13 protein-coding genes are annotated in these 17,308 nt (G+C 71.5%); 6 read left to right on the forward strand and 7 right to left on the reverse strand.

The genetic code is table 11. The features are described from left to right. Positions 1 to 164: 164 nt before the first annotated feature. Genes ACGFJ2_RS55600 through ACGFJ2_RS55610 form a run of 3 tightly spaced genes read left to right on the forward strand, consistent with a single transcriptional unit; the run spans position 165 to position 4,645 of the window. A complete protein-coding gene (locus ACGFJ2_RS55600; RefSeq protein ID WP_358182220.1) occupies positions 165 to 2,387 on the forward strand; it encodes a TerB N-terminal domain-containing protein in 2,223 nt (740 codons plus the stop codon). Next, entirely contained in the window at positions 2,384 to 3,643 is a 1,260-nt protein-coding gene (locus tag ACGFJ2_RS55605) for an ATP-binding protein (protein WP_358182223.1), read from the forward strand. The genes ACGFJ2_RS55600 and ACGFJ2_RS55605 overlap by 4 nt, the downstream gene beginning before the upstream one ends. Before the next feature lie 60 nt (positions 3,644 to 3,703). Then, positions 3,704 to 4,645 carry an NUDIX domain-containing protein gene (locus ACGFJ2_RS55610; protein ID WP_393482964.1) on the forward strand — a complete coding sequence of 314 codons (942 nt, stop codon included), beginning with the start codon at positions 3,704 to 3,706 and terminating at the stop codon, positions 4,643 to 4,645. A gap of 56 nt (positions 4,646 to 4,701) precedes the next feature. Here the strand turns inward: ACGFJ2_RS55610 and ACGFJ2_RS55615 are convergent, their stop codons facing one another. Continuing rightward, a complete protein-coding gene (locus ACGFJ2_RS55615) occupies positions 4,702 to 5,520 on the reverse strand; it encodes a PaaX family transcriptional regulator C-terminal domain-containing protein (RefSeq protein WP_357957292.1) in 819 nt (272 codons plus the stop codon). Between the two features lie 112 nt (positions 5,521 to 5,632). Here ACGFJ2_RS55615 and ACGFJ2_RS55620 point away from each other — a divergent pair, with 112 nt between their 5' ends. Continuing rightward, entirely contained in the window at positions 5,633 to 7,222 is a 1,590-nt protein-coding gene (locus ACGFJ2_RS55620) for a benzoate-CoA ligase family protein (RefSeq protein ID WP_357957290.1), read from the forward strand. A gap of 15 nt (positions 7,223 to 7,237) precedes the next feature. Here the strand turns inward: ACGFJ2_RS55620 and ACGFJ2_RS55625 are convergent, their stop codons facing one another. The 6 genes from ACGFJ2_RS55625 to ACGFJ2_RS55650 all read right to left on the reverse strand — a co-directional run bounded on the left by ACGFJ2_RS55625 (position 7,238) and on the right by ACGFJ2_RS55650 (position 14,704). Further along, positions 7,238 to 8,755 carry an acyl-CoA synthetase gene (locus tag ACGFJ2_RS55625; RefSeq protein WP_393482967.1) on the reverse strand — a complete coding sequence of 506 codons (1,518 nt, stop codon included), beginning with the start codon at positions 8,753 to 8,755 and terminating at the stop codon, positions 7,238 to 7,240. 117 nt (positions 8,756 to 8,872) lie between these two features. Further along, on the reverse strand, positions 8,873 to 10,999 hold the full coding sequence (locus ACGFJ2_RS55630; RefSeq protein ID WP_357957286.1) for a choice-of-anchor J domain-containing protein: 2,127 nt from the start codon (positions 10,997 to 10,999) through the stop codon (positions 8,873 to 8,875). Between the two features lie 144 nt (positions 11,000 to 11,143). Beyond that, the gene (locus ACGFJ2_RS55635; RefSeq protein ID WP_357957284.1) at positions 11,144 to 12,133 is read right to left on the reverse strand and encodes an LLM class flavin-dependent oxidoreductase; all 990 of its coding nucleotides are present in this window, start codon (positions 12,131 to 12,133) and stop codon (positions 11,144 to 11,146) included. 42 nt (positions 12,134 to 12,175) lie between these two features. Next, positions 12,176 to 13,201 (reverse strand): hypothetical protein, encoded by a 1,026-nt coding sequence (locus ACGFJ2_RS55640; RefSeq protein WP_358182235.1) that lies wholly within the window; start codon positions 13,199 to 13,201, stop codon positions 12,176 to 12,178. Further along, positions 13,198 to 13,680 (reverse strand): SigE family RNA polymerase sigma factor, encoded by a 483-nt coding sequence (locus tag ACGFJ2_RS55645; protein WP_358182238.1) that lies wholly within the window; start codon positions 13,678 to 13,680, stop codon positions 13,198 to 13,200. The genes ACGFJ2_RS55640 and ACGFJ2_RS55645 overlap by 4 nt, the downstream gene beginning before the upstream one ends. A 52-nt stretch (positions 13,681 to 13,732) precedes the next feature. Beyond that, complete coding sequence (locus ACGFJ2_RS55650; protein ID WP_357957278.1) at positions 13,733 to 14,704, reverse strand: adenylate/guanylate cyclase domain-containing protein; 972 nt, start codon at positions 14,702 to 14,704, stop codon at positions 13,733 to 13,735. Positions 14,705 to 14,932: 228 nt separating this feature from the next. On the opposite strand from ACGFJ2_RS55650, the gene ACGFJ2_RS55655 reads away from it, so the two are divergent. Together ACGFJ2_RS55655 and ACGFJ2_RS55660 are read left to right on the forward strand one after the other, a co-directional pair. Further along, positions 14,933 to 16,114, forward strand: coding sequence for a M20 family metallopeptidase (locus ACGFJ2_RS55655; RefSeq protein ID WP_357957277.1), 1,182 nt, complete (start codon positions 14,933 to 14,935; stop codon positions 16,112 to 16,114). Beyond that, entirely contained in the window at positions 16,057 to 17,307 is a 1,251-nt protein-coding gene (locus tag ACGFJ2_RS55660; protein ID WP_393482973.1) for a P1 family peptidase, read from the forward strand. The genes ACGFJ2_RS55655 and ACGFJ2_RS55660 overlap by 58 nt, the downstream gene beginning before the upstream one ends. The last annotated feature ends 1 nt before the right edge of the window (position 17,308 follow it).

Genomic DNA, 17,308 nt, shown 5'->3' on the forward strand with positions numbered 1-17,308 from the left:
CCGGTCATCAGGGCGGTTAGAAAAGGTTTTTCGGCCGGTCCGCTAAATGACCGGCGGGGCCGGGATTCAAGATTGTAACGAGGGCCTGGAGCGATATGTCGGGCAATGGCGGGGGCGTTAGGGTGCAATCCCTGTCTATTTCGTGGTGAGGTGGAGGAGGGCCGGTGGTGTACCGCGCGCGTGGCCGCCATGCGTCATCCGGCCAGGCCAAAGCCGCCTCACCCGCGTCGCCGGAGGGGCCGTGGCTGCCCGCCGGCAGCGCCATCCATCTCGCCGGCCTGAACATCATCGGCGGCCTGCTCTACGTGGGCTCCGAGCTGCCGTCCGCGTCCGGAATGTCGGTGGAGCCGTCGCTGATCGACCCTGAACTGCCGGTGGACATGACGCAGCCGGACTGGGACGGTCAGGGGCTCGACCGCTGGCCCAGCTACGCCGCCCTCCCGCCGCCCTCGCGGGCCGCCTATCTGAGCTGGCTCGCCGACGGGCGATGCTATTCGCGGACGCCTCTCGGCTACGTTTTCCTCTATTTCTACGGCCTCGAACGTCGCGTGCTACACGACCTGCACCTGGACCGCTCCACGGCGCAGGAGGAGTTGCCGGTCATCCACGAGGAGGTGCGCCGCCTGCTCGGCGTCTATTCCCGGCACGACGCCTTCCAGCGGCACGCGGGGCCGTTCGCGGAGCTGCTGGCCGCTCTGTGCGAGCCCGAGGTGACCGGCGCGGCGTTCGCGATGCGGGCCCGGCTGGGGGAGCTGGCCGCGCGGGGCGAACCGGTGCCCGCCGACTGGGCGCTGGCCTGGCTGCGCGGCCACCCGGCCTACCGGCCGGGCGCGCCGGCGACGCGGTGCCCGGCGGAGTTCGGGGCGCTGTTCCAGCGGCGGTACGCGGCACGTCACGGCGAAGGGCTTGTCGTCCGGCCCGGATCCAAGGAGCTGGCCTTCGAGTATCGGCCCGCGAGCTCCGGGTTCGCCGGGGCCCCGCCGGTGCTGCCCGGCGTACCCGATGTGCTGACGCTCGCCGCGCCCACCCGGCAGCTGTTCGCGCTGGCCGAGGAGTGCTGCTCCGAGCTGGAGGCGTACAGCCGCTTCCTGGGCCGGCTGCCCGGCGCGAAGCAGAGCGTACGGGCCCAGGCGCTGCTGCCCGCGGAATTGCTCGACCTGGGCTCCGGCGGTGCCGGGCGGGCGGTGCGGTGGGCGCTGGGCCGGCTCGCGGGGCGGGAGACCGCGCTCGTGCCCGCCGAGGAGTTCGTCGCCCTGCTGTCCACGCCCGAGCCCGCCAGGAAGGACGTCATCGCGCTGGCCCAGATCCTCGGGCGGGCCGGGGTGGGGATCGAGCCGGACCCGCGTCTGGGGGGTCCGGTGCCGGGCGCGGGGGTGATGGCCTTGTTCGCGGCGCCGGACGGCCCGACGGCGGCGGCGTCCGAGGTGTACCGGGCGGCCACCGTACTGCTGCACCTGGCCGCCGTCGCGAGAGCCCCGGGCGAGGACGCGCTGAATCCGCCGGATCATGCGAGGGACCAGGCACGTCAGGCCGCGTATCGTCGGCTGAGCGAGCATCTCGAGCGGGCGCTGAGTCTCACGCCCGGTGAGCGGGTCCGGTTGCGTGCGCATATGGAGTGGGTGCTCGCGGCGGATGTGCCGCTGGCTGGTCTGGCCGCTCGCGTCCAGGAGATCGACCGGTCCGAGCGTGGCTATGTGGCGGAGTTCCTGAGGGACGTGACCGGCGCCAACGGGCACCTCACGCCGGCCGAGGCCGAACTGCTCACCAGGATCCACTGGCTGCTGGGACTGGATCGGGATCCCGAGCCCGCCGGGCGTGCGGGGGGCTCCCCGTACGTCGCGGTGCGGCATGCGCCGATCCAGCTGGCGTACTTCCCGCACGCGCCCGCCCAGCAGGTGCCTCCGCCACGCGGCGACATGCCCTATCTGTCCGGCCCCGACATGCCTTACCCGTCCGGGTTCCACATGCCTGTACGGCAGGTCGTTCCGGGAGCGCCCGTCTTCGGTGTGCCCGTCCTCAGCGCCCCGACGGTGTCCAACGGGCGCGCCGTCGCCCGGCTGGTCGAGACGGCCAGGGTGGGGACGCTGCTCGATTCACTGCTCGCCGGTGATGAGCCGCTCCTCACAGCCGCCCCGCCTCCTCCGGTGCCCCCGGTGGCGGGACTGGACAGCCGCCACTCCGGCCTGGTCCGCGCCCTGGCCGCCGTCGATCAGCCGCAACTCACCCGGGGTCAGTTCGAGATGCTCGCGGACGCCTGGAAACTGCTGCCGGAGGGCGCGATGGACCGTGTCAACGAGGCCGCCTACGAGAGCGCGGGCGATCCGCTGCTCGACGGCGACGACCCGATCCTGATCGACCGGCTACTGCTGGGGGAGATGCTGAAGTGACCGTTCGGGCCCGCGAACGCGACGCCCTCCTCAAGGCGCTGCGGGCAGGGGTGGTCCCGCTGATCGGGCAGCGCCACATCCAGGCCGGTCGTACCGCCGAGCTGGCGGTTCTGACCGGCGACATCGAACGGGTCGTGGTGGGCGGCTCGGCCGTCCGGCTCGTCATCGGCGAGCACGGGGCGGGCAAGACGTTCCTGCTGCACCTGGCGCGCTCCGTGGCGTTGGACAAGCGGTTGGTCACCCTGCACGCCGACATCACCGCCGACCATCGGCTGCACTCGGAGGAGGGCCAGGCCCGCGCCCTCTACACCGAGCTGGCCCGCAGCATGGCCACCCGCGCCAGACCCACCGGCGGCGCGCTGGCCGCCGTCGTCGAACGCTTCCTGTCCACCGTGCTCGACGAGGCCCGCCAGGCGGGCACCGACCCCGGCGAGGCGATCAGGGAACGCCTGGCCCATCTGGAGGCGCGTCCGGGCGGCCACGACTTCGCCGAGGTCGTCGGGGCGTACTGGCGCGGCCACGACACGGGCGACGAGCATCTCAAGTCGGCCGCGCTGCGCTGGCTGCGCGCGGAGTACCCGACCGCGGCGGAGGCCAGGTCCGCGCTCGGCGTGCGGTCGATCATCGGCGACTCGACCGTGCTCGATCATCTCGCGCTGATGAGCCGGTTCGTCCGGCTGGCCGGGTACGCCGGGGTGTTCGTCTTCCTGGACGAGCTGGTCAACCTGTTCAGGCTCGCCTCTCCGCAGGCTCGCGACGCCAACTACGAGCAGATCCTGAGCATCGTCATCGGGGGAGTGCCGCACCTGGGGTTCGTGTTCGGCGGCACTCCCGAGTTCCTCATGGACGGGCACAGCGGGCTTTTCAGTCATGTGCCGCTGCGCCGGCGGCTGGGCGCGCGCGCCTTCGCCGAGCCCGGGCTGATGGATCACGCCGGGCCGGTGAACAACGGTGGGCCGGTGCTCCGGCTGGCGGCGCTGACGGCGGAGGAGCTGTACGTGGCGCTGGCCAAGATCCGGTTCGTCTACGCCTCCGGCGAGGACGGTCGGTACCTCGTGGACGACGACGCGCTGGTGGCCTTCATGCACCACTGCTTCGGGCGGGTGGGGGAGTGGTACTACCGGATGCCCCGGGCGACGTTCAAGGCGTTCTGCGATCTGCTGGCCGTACTGGAGCAGGATTCCGGGGCGAGCTGGCGGCGGCTCCTGCCGGGGGTGGACCTGTCGGCAGAGGAGGAGGACGACCGCCCGGTGTGACCGCCGCCCCGTGGTGTCGTCGGTGGGTTCTGTCAGAGGGATCGGGCAGACTCGTCGTCCATGACGAGGGATGACGACGGGGCGGCGCACGATGGCGACGCGGGTGTGCCGGGGTCGCTGGCCAGGGTGCTCGGCGACGTGGCGGCCGAGCGGGCGGCGCAGGACGCCAAGTGGGGCATGCAGACCGTACCCGACGGCACTGGGGCCGAGGGCGCGGTGGCCGAGGCCGACCGGGCGCGGCTGGAGACGGAGGAGGCGGCCCGGCGCGGGGAGCTGACCTGGCGGCACATCCTGCGCGAGGAGGTTCTGGAGGCGTTCGCCGAATCGGAGCCCGAGGCGCTGCGCACCGAGCTGATCCAGGTGGCCGCGGTCGCCGTCAAATGGGCCCAGGCCCTCGACCGCCGCCCCGAGGACACCGGCAAGCCACCGTCAGGCCCCGGCGAGACGGTCCCGAAGGCCGTTGAGGAGGCGGATGCGAAAACCGTGGCGGCCGCCGGTGAGGCGGATGCGAAAACCGTTGGGAGCCCGCGTCCGGACGCTGCCGGTGAGGCCGTCGGGGAGCCGCGTCCCGAGCGGTTCCGGGCCATCGTCGACGTGCACGTGATGCTCGTCCGTGACGGCACGGTGCTCCTCGGCAAACGGGCCGGCACCGGCTACGGTGACGGCCGATGGCACCTGCCCTCGGGGCACCTGGAGCCCGGTGAGTCGGTGGTCGGCGCGGCCGTCAGGGAGGCCCGCGAGGAGGTCGGCGTCACCATCCGGCCGGAGGACCTGGAGTTCGCCCACGTCATGCACCGCGCCCCCGATCGCGTCGGTTTGTTCTTCGTCGCCAGGAAGTGGACCGGCGAGCCCTACAACGCCGAGCCGCACAAGTGCGCCGCGCTCGCCTGGCGGCCGCTCGGCCGGCTGCCCGACGACACCATCGGCTACCCGGCCGCGGCCATCGCCAGGGTGCTGGAGAAGGAGCCGTTCGCGCTGTACGGATGGACTCCAGAGCGTTGAGAGCGTCGCTGGTCTGCCAAGAGTCGACACTGGCGTGATGCCCCGCAAGGGAAGTGTCACATGTTCCGCAGCTCGTCCCACTGCCGCCGCGCGCCCGCCAGCCAGGTGCCGTGCAGGTCATTGAAGACGTTGGCCGCGCGCACCCCGATCCAGTTCGGCGGCGACAGCTCCAGGGGCAGGCGCGGGTCGAGCATCGGGAAACGCCGCCACTCGTGTACGAGCCGGACCTGCGCCAGCAGCACCGGATCGCCCGGCTCGGGCCGCATGCCGGCGAACTCCTGGATGAACTCCTGATAGTGCGCCGCCAGTTCCCCCAGATGCCAGGCCTGCTCCACCAGCGTCCGCTCGGAGCCGATCCCCGCGTAGGGCCCGTTGAAGGAGAACACCGCCGCGTCCAGCCCCAGCCCCTCGACCACCTGCTTGGCCTCGGCCTCGCGGGTGGTGTGCGGGCTGACCCACACCCCGGGCACGGGACTGCCGAAGCCCGCCCACGTCAGACCGGTACGCAGCCGGTGGCGTAGCTCGCGCCTGGACTCCGGCACGCTCGCGATCAGCACCACCCAGCGGCCGTCCCACGGCTCGCGGTCGCGGCCGAACGCGTAGATCCGCTCGGCCCCCTCCGTCAGCAGTTCGCGGCCGCGCCGCGTCAGCGACCACCGCACCCGCCGCCCGGACCGCGCCGACACGATCCACCCGTCGGCGGCCATCCGCGCCAGCGCCTGCCTGGCCGACTTCTCCTCCACCCCGAGCCCGCCCATCACGTGCAGCAGCGCCGACGTCCACGCCGGCTCATCGGAAGGCAGCACGTGCTCGCCCAGCACCGTCAGCAGCATCGACCTCGCGCTCGACTGATGGTGGCGGGGCAGCCTGGCCATTTATGCTCCTTTCGGGGTGGGAGTCTGATTCAATGCTACAAGTAGTTGACGATGCATCAATTCTGTATAGAAGATTCTCGTACGGCGTGTCTCCCTCCCTGTAAGGACGACCATGTCATCGGAGTCGTTCAACGCCAGTCTCTATCTCGTGGATCGTCAGGTCGAAGCCGGTCGCGGTGCGCACACCGCGGTCGCCGGCTCGGCCGGCACACTCACATACGCCCAGCTCGCGGCCCGTGTCGGTGAGCTCTCCTCCGGGCTGCGGGTGGTCGGTGTCCGGCCCGAGGAACGCGTGGCGCTCGTCATGTCCGACCGGCCCGAGACGCTCGTCACCATCCTGGCCGTCATGCGCATGGGCGGCGTCGCGGTGCCGCTGTCCACCATGTACAACGGCGTGGAACTCGGCGCCCTGATCCGCGACTCGCGGGCCCGCGTGGTGGTGGCGACGCCCGAGTACGAGCCGGCGGTCAGGGTGGCGCTGGCCAACGCGCCCGAGGTCGCCCTGCTCGTCCTGACCGGCAACGTGGGCCAGCGGGCGGCCGACGTCGTCCCGGCGTCCGACGCGGACGTCGGCGTCCCGGTGTGCTCGCTGGCGGACGTGGTGGACGCCGGCCGTACGGTGGGCGAGCCGTACCAGACCTGGACGGATTCCCCCGCGCTGTGGCTCTACACTTCGGGCACGACCGGCGCGCCGAAGGCGGCCATGCACCGGCACGGCGCCATCAGGGACGTCTGCGAGACCTACGGCCGGCAGGTCCTGGGCATCACGCCGGAGGACCGGTGCTTCTCGGTCGCCCGGCTGTTCTTCGCCTACGGCATCGGCAACTCGCTGTTCTTCCCGCTGTCGGTGGGCGCGACGACGGTGCTCGACCCCTTCAGACCCACGCCGCCGGGGGTGGTGGCGCGGGTGGTGGCCGAGCGGCCGACGCTGTTCTTCGCCGGGCCGACGTTCTACGCGGGCCTGCTCGCCTCCGACGCGCCCGACGACACCTTCTCCTCGGTACGACTGGCGGCCTCGGCGGGAGAGGCGTTGCCGGCGGAGATCTACCGGCGTTTCACCGAGAGGTTCGGCGTCGACATCATCGACGGCATCGGCTCGACCGAGGCCCTGCACATCTTCATCTCCAACCGTCCGGGCCAGGTCAGGCCAGGCACTTCGGGCACCGTCGTCCCCGGCTACGAATGCAAGCTGCTCGACGACTCCGGCAGTCCGGTGGCCGACGGACAGCCGGGCCACCTGTACGTACGCGGCGACTCCATCGCCACCGGCTACTGGTGCCGGACCGACACCACCCGCCAGGTGTTCCAGGGGGAGTGGTTACGCACCGGCGACACCTACGTACGCGACGCCGACGGCGTCTACCAGTGCCTCGGCCGCTCCAACGACATGATCAAGGCGAGCGGCATCTGGGTGTCGCCGATGGAGGTCGAGTCCCGGCTGCTGCAGCACGAGTCGGTCGGCGAGGCCGCGGTCGTCGCCTTCACCGACGCGAACGGGCTGGAGAAGCCGGTCGCCTGCGTGGTGCCCGCCGCTGGGAAGACGGTGGACGCGGCGGAGCTCATCGCCTTCTGCCGCGACGGGCTGGCCTCCTTCAAACGGCCGCGCGAGGTGCTGGTGCTGGAAGAGCTCCCCAAGACCGCCACCGGCAAGATCCAGCGCGTGGTCATCCGCCAGATCGCCGCCGACCGGCTCGGCGAATAGTCAAGCCGGGCACTGTCACCACAGCCCGCGAAGCTCCCTCTTCAGCACCTTGCCGCTGGCGTTCTTGGGCAGCGACTCCACGAACACCACCGTCTTCGGCGTCTTGAAGGCGGCCAGCCGTACCCGCAGGAAGGAGATCAGCTCGTCGGCGGTCAGGCCGGCGCCCTCGCGCAGGACGACGGCGGCCGTCACCGCCTCGATCCACCGAGGGTCGGGCACCCCGAACACCGCCGCCTCCGCGACGGCCGGGTGCTGGTAGATCGCCTCCTCGACCTCCCGGCTGGCCACGTTCTCGCCGCCGGACTTGATCATGTCCTTCTTGCGGTCCACGACCGACAGATAGCCGTCGGCGTCCAGTACGCCCAGGTCGCCGCTGTGGAACCAGCCGCCGCGGAACGCCTCGGCGGTCTTGTCCGGGTCGTTCCAGTAGCCGAGCATGGCGTGCGGGCCGCGGTGCACGATCTCGCCGACCACACCGGGCGGCACCGGCTCGTCGTTGTCGTCGACGATCCTGGTCTCGACGTTCAGGGCGGGCCGGCCCGCCGAGCCGAGCCTGGTCAGCTGTTCGTCCGGGCCCAGGATGGTGGCCACGGGCGCCATCTCGGTCTGGCCGTAGAAGTTGAACAGCCGCACCCCCGGCAGCCGCGCGGCGATCTCCTTCAGCACCTCGACCGGCATGATCGACGCGCCGTAGTAGCCCTTGCGCAGCGACGACAGGTCGCGGCGGTCGAAGTCGGGGTGGCGCAGCAGGCCGATCCAGACGGTCGGCGGGCAGAACAGCTTGGTGGCGCCCTCCGCCTCGATCGCCGCCAGGATCGCCGCCGGATCGGCGCCGGGCAGGATCACGTTGGTGGCGCCGAGATAGAGGCCGGGCGTGAGGAAACAGTGCAGCTGCGCGCAGTGGTAGAGCGGCAGCGCGTGCACCTCCACGTCGGCGGGGCTCATCTCGCCGTCGATCACGCACGAGGTGTACTGGGCGATCAGACCGCGGCTGGACAGAGTGGCGCCCTTGGGCCTGGATTCGGTGCCGCTGGTGTACATGAGCTGGATCGGGTCGTCGTCGGCGATCTCCACCCGCGGCTCGGTGTCGTCGCCGTGCGCCAGCCAGTCCGTGACCGGTTCCCACCCTTCTGCGTGCCCGATCACCCCACGCACCGCGACCCCGTCGGAGACGGCCCGCTCGGCCACGGGCAGCAGCGCCTCCTCCACCAGCAGGCCCGTCGCCCCCGCGTGCCGCAGGATGTAGGAGACCTCATCGGTGCCCAGCATGAAGTTGATCGGCACGGAGATCGCGCCCAGCCGGGCCAGCGCGAAGTACGCCACCACGAAGACGTCGTTGTTATGGCTGAACAGGGCGAACCTGTCGCCCGTGCCCACACCCCGGGCGGCCAGCGCGTTGGCCATGCGGTTCACCGCCCGGTCCAGCTCGGCGTAGGTCCACCGCGCCCGGCCGTACACGATCGCGGTCTTGGCGGGGAACCGCGCGGCCGAGCGCCGCAGCAGGTCACCGATGGCATGCTGTCGAGTCGTCATGAGCACATCCTCATCTCCACCGGACCAAGAACCGAACCATGTTCGGCGATCCTAACCCGCAGGGGAAACGCGAAAGCGCCCGCCGCGAGACGCGGCGGGCGCTCTCAGATCACGCGGTCACTTTCCGCCGGGCTGGACGACGCCGTTGACCTTGAGCGTGTACGGCGCGTACTGGCCGACCTGCTCCGTCGAGTCGTCGTAGGCCACGACCGCGACCACCGTCGGGAACGGCAGCATCGTGGCCAGCTGCAGCCGGTTGAGGCTGACGCTGTTCTTTCCGTTGGACTCCAGCTGCAGCGCCACCGAGTGCTTCTCGTCGAGGCCGATCAGCCGGACGTTCCAGTTCTCGACCGGAGTCGGGAAGACCTCGGTCGGCGAGTCGAACGGGTCGAGCGACGAGCCGTCGCTGACCGCCGTGGCGCCGACCGTGATGTCGTCGATCTTCCAGCCGCCCTCGTTGACCCCGCCGTCGCTGACGTAGCGGAAGCCGAGGAGGATCTCCTTGCCGGCGTAGGCCGACAGGCTGTAGGTGTGCGGCTCGAAGCCGGTCGTGGTGCCGTTGACGCCGGGGCCGAGCGGGCCCGTGACCGTCTTGTCGCCGGGGATCGAGGTGTAGGTCTTGCCGCCGTCGGTGGAGACGATCACGTAACCGTAGTCGAATCCCTGCTCCGCCCCGTACTTGGCGAGGAAGCGCAGCGTCGGGTCGGCGGCCGGGACGGTCACCTTGGTGACGGCGGCGGCGTTGGTGTTGCTGGCGTTGCCGGAGAACAGCACCGGGTTGCCCGCGCGGTCCGGGTCGTCGGAGACGACGGTCCAGGTCAGCGGCTGGGCGGGCAGGGCCTTGGCGCCCTCGAACGACAGCGAGCGCAGGTCCACCCCGCGCAGGAACTTGCCGTCCGCCTTCTGCAGCGGCACGTAGTCGGCGCCGTTGGGGGCGGCGCCGGCGGTCTTGTAGGTGGCCGGGTTCGCCAGGTTGACGGTCGAGTTCAGGCTGGCGGTCGTCACGCGCTTCTTGGGCACGCCGAGCATGACGCCCTTGGTGCCGCCGACGATCCGGTCCACCAGGGTGGAGGTCTGGAAGTCGTGGATCACCTGGTACATGTTCTTGGCGCCCGCAGCCGCCAGGTTCGCCTTCAGGCTCGCCAGGCCCTGCAGCGTGCCGTCACGGTGCAGCCCCGACATGAACGCCGTGCCGTATCTGTCGTACAGGAACACCATCAACGAGTACGCGTTGCCGTAGTCGGCCAGCACGCCGTTGGCGTTGGCGCCCTCACCCCAGATGTTGAGCGAGTTCTCCGGGCCGCCGCAGTCGCGCGGGTTGGTGTTGTACGGCGTCTGGACGATGCCGAAGCCCTGGAAGCAGTAGATGTGGCTGTCGGTGCCGCGTTCGTTGACGGTCGCCTTGGGGTTGGAGTAACCGACCAGCGACATCGCGAAGTCCGACAGGCCCTCGTTCATCCAGGTGGTCTCGAGCGGGTCGGTGTAGTAGTGCGCCAGGTGCTGCCACTCGTGCGCGAACGTGCCTTCGTACTGGCGCGGCCGGGCCGGGCGCGAGGTGCACAGGTCGGCGGTCGGCTCGTCGGGCGGGTTCGCGCCGGTGCGGTGCGCCCAGTCGAAGGCGTCGATCGTCATGACGTTGCGGTCCAGCAGCTCGTTGAACTGGCTGGAGAAGAAGCCCGCGATGTACGTCGGAGCGGCGGGGAAGCTGTAGTAGTTGTCGTCCCTGACGTTGTCGACCAGGGTGACGGTCTTGTTGCCGCCGCCCGTGTAGACGCCGCCGTTGCCGTTGGCGTCGGGGCCGAGGACGGCGTTGGTGCCGTCGCGGTCCGGCGGCGTGCTGAAGGTGGCGGTCTCCTTCGGGTACATGTTGGTGTCGAACTGGGTGACCAGGTCCGCCACCTGCGCGTCGGTGACCTGCGTGGAGTTGGCGATCTGCGCCCGGCAGTCACCGGCGGGGAAGGACAGGTCGTTGGCGACCCAGACCTCGATGTTGTTGCCGACCCCGCGCAGCGTGTAGTCCTTGCGGTAGAGCGTGCCGTTGAAGTCGTCCAGTCCGAGCCACTGCCGGACCGTGCCGACCGGCGGGGTGTCGGCGGCGGCCTTCGTCTTGGCCCGCGCCTTGGCCTCGTACTTGGCGGGCACGTCCACGGGCTTGCCGTCGAGCTTGAAATCCTTGCGGGAGAGCTCTCGGATGTCGCTGGCCGGCGGAGCCTTCGGATCGGCCTGCGCCGGTATGGCGGACAAAAACGGTAATGCCATGATTAAGGCCGCGATTCCGATGAATCGGGTGCGCCCCATGAAGCCCCCTTGGAGTGGTCAGCGAGGGTGACAAAATGTGACTATCTGACCAAGGGATGGGCGCGCAAGTAAGTCAATTGCCAAAAAGCTTTATTGAATTCGTGCTCGCTCGGCTATCCGAGCCAGCCGCCGGTAGGAATCGAGCCTCCGCTCCAGGTCAAAGCTGTTCATGGTCACCAGGACCTCGTCCGCGCCGGTGAGCTCCACCAGCGCGCCGAGTTCGATCTCGACCTCGTGCGCGGTGCCGTGGATCTGCCCCTTGCGGGACTCCTCGAACAGCGCCCGCTCCCGCTCGGTCATCGCCGTCGCCAGCACCCGCTCGGCGGGGGACAGCGGAGGGAAGGCGCCGCTCGTCCGCGAGCGCGCGGTCGCCCACGCCTCCGGCACCTGCAGCAGCTCCGCCTCGCGGGCCGTCTCACCGACCGCGACGTTCGCCGCCACGATGACGTACGGCGCCGCCGCCCAGGCCGAGGGGCGGAACCCGGCGCGGTAGCGCGAGATCGCCTCCCGCAGCCGGACCCCGCCGCCCCCGATCACCATCGGCAGCCCGTGCTCGGCGGCGATGTCCGCCCCCGAGCCCATGGCCAGCACGAACACCTGCGGCCGCAGCCCCTCGGCGGGCAGCGCGTGCACACCGGGATGCCCCCGCTGGTCCCCGGTGAAATAGCCGAGCAGCTCTTCCAGCTGCCCGCCGAACTCGTCGGCGTCCTCCTTGCCATGGCCGAGCGCCCGGCGAATGCCGCCGGTGAAGCCCACCGAGCGGCCGAGCCCCATGTCGACGCGGCCCGGGTTCAGCGCCTCCAGCACCCCGAACTGCTCGGCCACCACCAGCGGCCGGTGGTTGGGCAGCATCACGCCACCCGTGCCCACCCGGATCCGGTCGGTGGCCGCGGCGACGGCGGCGGCCAGCACGGTCGGCGCCGAGCCGGCCACCCCCGGCACGCTGTGGTGCTCCGACACCCAGAACCGGTGGTAGCCGAGCTCCTCCGCCTGCCGGGCGAACCTGACGGTGTCGCGCAGCGCCGTCGCCGGGTCGTGCCCCTCGCGGACGAGGGAGCGATCGAGGATCGAAAGCTTCATCACATATGTCGGCAACAGCGCAGGGGCGTGGCTGCTTCCGGGCTACTTCTGGTAGAGGCCGACAGCCCAGCGGACCGGGCGGTTGGTGTCGCTGCCCAGCAGCTTCCAGGTGACCTTGACGGTGGTCGTCTTGTTCGTGGGAAAGCTGAACTCGCTCACCGCCGAGGGGAAGGCGCCGCCCTCCCATACGCCGCAGGCGCCGCTGCCCCCCTGCGGGCGGCCGTTCACCACGAAGCTGAACCACAGGCGATCGGCCAGATCGCCGGTGCACGAGGTGTCGAAGCCGACCTTGCCCCGCACCTTGAACGTGGCGGAGCCCTCCTGAGGCCAGACACCGGCCTTCGTCTCCGCGAGCCGTGCCTTTCCCGCGTGGTCCGGCATGGCCGCGAGCGTCGTCGGCTCAGCCGGTCGCGCGGGCGGCGTCCACTCGTAGACGGCCAGTGACCAGGCGCCGCGGGTGAATTCCCGCGGCACGCACTTGCCGTTCCGGATGAGGCAAACCTTGCCGCTGGTCGTCGTGTCGAAGGTGATCGTGAGCTTGCCACGCGTGGCGGCCGGCACTTGGAGCGGCTGCAGCCGCATGCGCCTTGAGCACCCGCTGAAGTGGGCCGTCATGGACCTGTTGCCGGCGGATATCCTCGGCGCGCTGCTGTCCGGCCCCGCGCAGACCGCTCCGACGTCGAGCGGCTTGCCGGAGACCGGGATCGTCACCGAGACCTTGGTCGGCCCAGTCCTCTTGATCGACGTGATGGCGATCCGCCGGTACTTCGTCCCGTCTGAGGCGATGAACTGCTCCGGCAGCAAGCCCGCCAGCCCCGTGGGGATGGCGGTGGCCTCGGCGGCGGGTTCGTGCCGCGGCTCCGTCGGCTCGGCGAGGGACCCGGGGAGGAGGGAGACGCCCAGCGCGACGGCCGCCGCCACCGCGACCACCCCGCCGCCGCCCAGCATCCGCCTGCGCAGGCGGATCCGCCGGATGCGGGCCGCTATCTCTTCGTGCCGGGCCGGGTTGGCGGGGGAGGGGCCGTCACCGTGCTCGCGCAGGACGTCCCGCAGGTCATGAACGGTCATCGGTGCAGCTCCTTCACAATGGTTTCGTCCACGCGCAGCTTGGCCAGCGCCTTGGCGCTCTGGCTCTTGACCGTGCCGGGCTCGCAGCCCAGCAGCCGGGCCACCTCCGTCACCGGCAGGTCCTCGTAGAAGCGCAGCACCACCACCGCCCGTTGCCTGGCGGGAAGCCGGCCGACGGCCCGCCACAGCGCGTCGCGGTCGTCGGAGACCGGATCGCTGGCCGGGGTGTCCGGCAGGTCGTCGCTCGGCAGCTCACGTCGCCATCTCCTGCGCCACCACGAGGTGTAGGTGGTCACCAGGACCTTGCGCACGTACGCCTCTGGCTCCTCCACACGGGCCCAGGCGAACCATGCCTTGGCCAGCGACTCCTGGAGCAGGTCTTCCGCGGTCGCCCAGTCGTGGGTCAGCAGGTACGCCGTGCGTAACAGCCGATCCGATCGAGTGACCACGAAGTCCTGATATATCCCCCGGTCCGCCACGTACCGCCTCCTGTCGTCGCCTGTCGACGGTAGGGACGCATCGAGCGCGGACCTAGGTTGCCCCGTCCGTCTGGCGGCTGAGCGTGAAGGGGACCAGCTCGCCCAGCCCTCGTACGGACAGGCGTCTGACCGGGCGCAGCTCGAAGGCCCGGTCGCCCTCCAGCTCCTCGGCCATCTCCGGGCCCGCCAGGATCGTGTCCGGATAGGCCAGCGCGGTCAGCCTGCTGGCCAGGTTGACCGGAGTGCCGAACACGTCGCCCATCCGGCCGAGCACCGGCCCCACGGCCAGCCCCACACGCAGCTGCGGCATGCCCTTGTCCTTGGCGTGGGTCTCGATCAGGCGCAGGCCGATCTCCGCCGCCTCGTGCGCCTTCCCGGACACGAACAGCACCGAGTCGCCCAGTGTCTTGACGATGCGCCCGCCGCCCGAGGTCACCACGTCGGCCGAGCGGCCCTCGAACCTGTCGACCAGCCCGGCCAGCTCCGTCTCGGTGATCTGCCTGCTCAGCCTGGTGAACCCGACCAGGTCGGCGAACCCCACCGTCAGCCGGGCCGCGCTCGTCTCCTGTTCGGCCAGCCGGTGGGCGGAGGCGGCCAGGTTGCGCCGCCACGCGTAGACCAGCAGCCGGGCCAGGTCGGGCATCACCCGATCCGCCCGCCTGCGCCACGCCCGCGGCCGCTCGCTCAGCGGCACGCCCGCCTGGTCGAGCGCGTCGGCGCCCAGCTCGGCCTGCGACTCGGCCAGCCGCGCCGTCGCCCGGCCCAGGGATCTGGCCATGAGGAGTACATGCTCCTCGTCGTAGACCCCGTCGCTCACCATGCCGAGCAGCGTCCGCAGAGCCGCCACGTCGGAGTCGGTGAACTCGACGGCGTCGTCGGCGACGTTCGCGAAACCCAGCGCGCGCCAGAACCTGCGGGCGCGGTAGACCGGGACGCCGGCCATGTCGGCGACCTGGTGGCTGGTGTAACGACGGGGCTCGCGAAGGAACGCCTCCGTCAGTCCATCGGGATCCTCGCGCGCCACGACCGCAACATAACACCTGGCTGCACCAGTAGCGCACGCAGAGCGGGCCGCTCGTCCCCTTGACCCGAGCCGTCGCGGACTGGCAATCTGCGTAGCCTACTGGTCCGACCAGTGCACTAGCCAGGAGGCCGTAAGGCGTGAGGCGAATCGGCACCTGGATCCCCGTGGGGGCCAGAACCTCTACACGCGGACGCTGCCCCGGGCCGTACCGACATTGGAGGGATTGCTGTGATCGAGGTGGATGAGGTCGGGGTCGTCGAGTTCACCCAGGCGCTGGTCCGCATCCCGAGCACCAACGACCCGGCGCGCGGCCGCGACGAGCGGCCCGCCGCCGAGCTGGTCGCCGCCAAGATGCGCGAGTGGGGGTGGGAGCCGGTCGTGGACGAGGCCGCGCCCGGCCGGCCCAACGTCGTGGCCGTGGTCGAGGGCGGCGGGGGTGACGGGCCGACGCTGATGTTCGAGGGACACACCGACGTGGTCACCGAGGGCGACCTGTCGACGTGGACCGTGGACCCGTTCGGCGGGGAGATCCGCGACGGGCGGCTGTGGGGGCGCGGCAGCGCGGACATGAAGTCGGGCCTGGCCGCCACTCTCTACGCCACCCGTGCCCTGCAGCTGGCCGGGCCGTTCCCCGGGCGGATCAAGGTGTGCGCGCTGGCCGACGAGGAGGGCCTGATGCTCGGCGCCCACCACTTCGTCGCCTCCGGCCTTGCCGCCGACGTGGACGGGGCCATCGTGGCCGAGCCCGAGGCCGGGGAGATCTGCGCGGTCGCCAAGGGCGCGCTGCGGCTGCGGGTCGACTTCACCGGCAAGATGGCGCACGGCGCGATGCCGCAGCACGGCCGCAACCCCGTCCAGGCGGTCGGGGCGCTGCTGGTGGCGCTGCGGGCGCTGGAGGCGGAGCTGCAGGGGCTGCACCCCGCGCACGAGCACCTCGGGGAGGTGTACGTGACGCCGACCGTGGTGCGGGCCGGGACCGAGGAGCAGGTGAACGTCATTCCCGCGACCGCGTCGGTCTTCATCGACGTGCGGACGATCCCCGGCGTGGAGCACAAGCCGGTGGCCGAGCGGGTGGCCGCGCTGGCGGCCTTCGAGGGGATCGCGGCGGAGGTGTCCATCCTGGTGGACCGGCCGCCGGTGGACGTGCCCGTCTCCGACCCCGTGGTGGTCGCTTTGGCCGTCGCGCACCAGCACGTGACGGGCGCCGCGCCCGTGTACGGCGGCGTGCCCGGGTCCACGGACGGCACCGTGCTGACGCATTGGGGCGGGATCCCGTCGGTCGTGTACGGGCCGGGCGGCAAGTGGATCGCGCACCAGGCGGACGAGTACGTCGAGGTGGCGGAGATCGTGCGGTGCACCCGCGTGTTCGCCGAGGCGGCCCGGCGCTTCCTGACCCGGTCCGCGTCGTGACGGCCGGGTCGGACCCGGCCCGCGTCATGACGGCCGGGTCGGACCCGGTCCGTGTGACGGCCGGGGCGACGAACTCGCTGGTCGACGTCGCCGGGCTGCGGGTCGGGCACGCGCAGCGGGTGGGCGACGGATACCGCACGGGGACCACCGTCGTGCTCGCGCCGCCCGGCGGCATGGTGGCCGGGGTGGACGTGCGGGGAGCCGCGCCGGGCACCCGGGAGACCGAGCTCCTCGACCCGCGCAACCTGGTGGAGCGGGTGCACGCCATCGTCCTGACGGGCGGCAGCGCGTACGGGCTCAGCGCCGCATGCGGGGTCATGGACCGGCTGGCGGACGCGGGGATCGGCTTCCCGGTGGAGGGCGGCGTGGTGCCGATCGTGCCCGCCGCCGTCATCTACGACCTGGGCCGTGGCGGCGCGTTCCGCGCCGTACCGGACGGCTCGCTGGGCGCCGAGGCGTACGACGCCGCCGCCCACTCCCACGGCCCGGACCCATGGACGTGCGGGTCGGTCGGGGCGGGCACCGGCGCGGTGGCGGGCGGGCTGGCCGGCGGAATCGGTACGGCCAGCGTCGTCCTGCCCTCCGGGGTCACCGTGGCCGCGATGGCGGTCGTCAACGCCGTCGGGTCCGTGCTGGACCCCACCGGCGGACGGCTGTCCGGCACCCGCTACGGGCTGCCCGGCGAGTTCGATCATCTCCGCGAGCCCGGTGAGGACGAGGTGGCGGCCTGGCCGGGCGCCACGGTGACGTCGTTCAACACGACGATCGGCGTGGTGGCCACCGATCTGACGCTCACCAAGGCGCAGTGCGGCAAACTGGCCGGCGTGGCGCACGACGGGCTGGCCCGGGCGATCAGGCCCGCCCACACCATGGTCGACGGCGACACCATCTTCGGCCTCTCCACCTGCGCCCTCCCCTTCCCCTTCCTCGGGCCTACGGCGCTGGACAGCCCGGAACCCGGCACCGTGTGCCTCGGAGGCGCTGCCGGGAGCACCGAGGGCTTTGAGGGTGCGGCCGGGCCGGCGCCTGTGGGTGCCGGGCGGAACGCGCCTGGTGCCGCTGGGTTGCATGACGTGCTCGCCGCCGGGGCCGATGTCTTCAGCCGGGCCGTGGCGCACGCCATGCTCGCCGCCACCGGCCGTGACGGCGCGCCCGCCTATCGAGATGTGTTTCCAAGCGCTTGGGGGAAGTAGC

Origin of the sequence: Nonomuraea sp. NPDC049028 (assembly GCF_043197735.1) — a bacterium.
Classification (GTDB): domain Bacteria; phylum Actinomycetota; class Actinomycetes; order Streptosporangiales; family Streptosporangiaceae; genus Nonomuraea.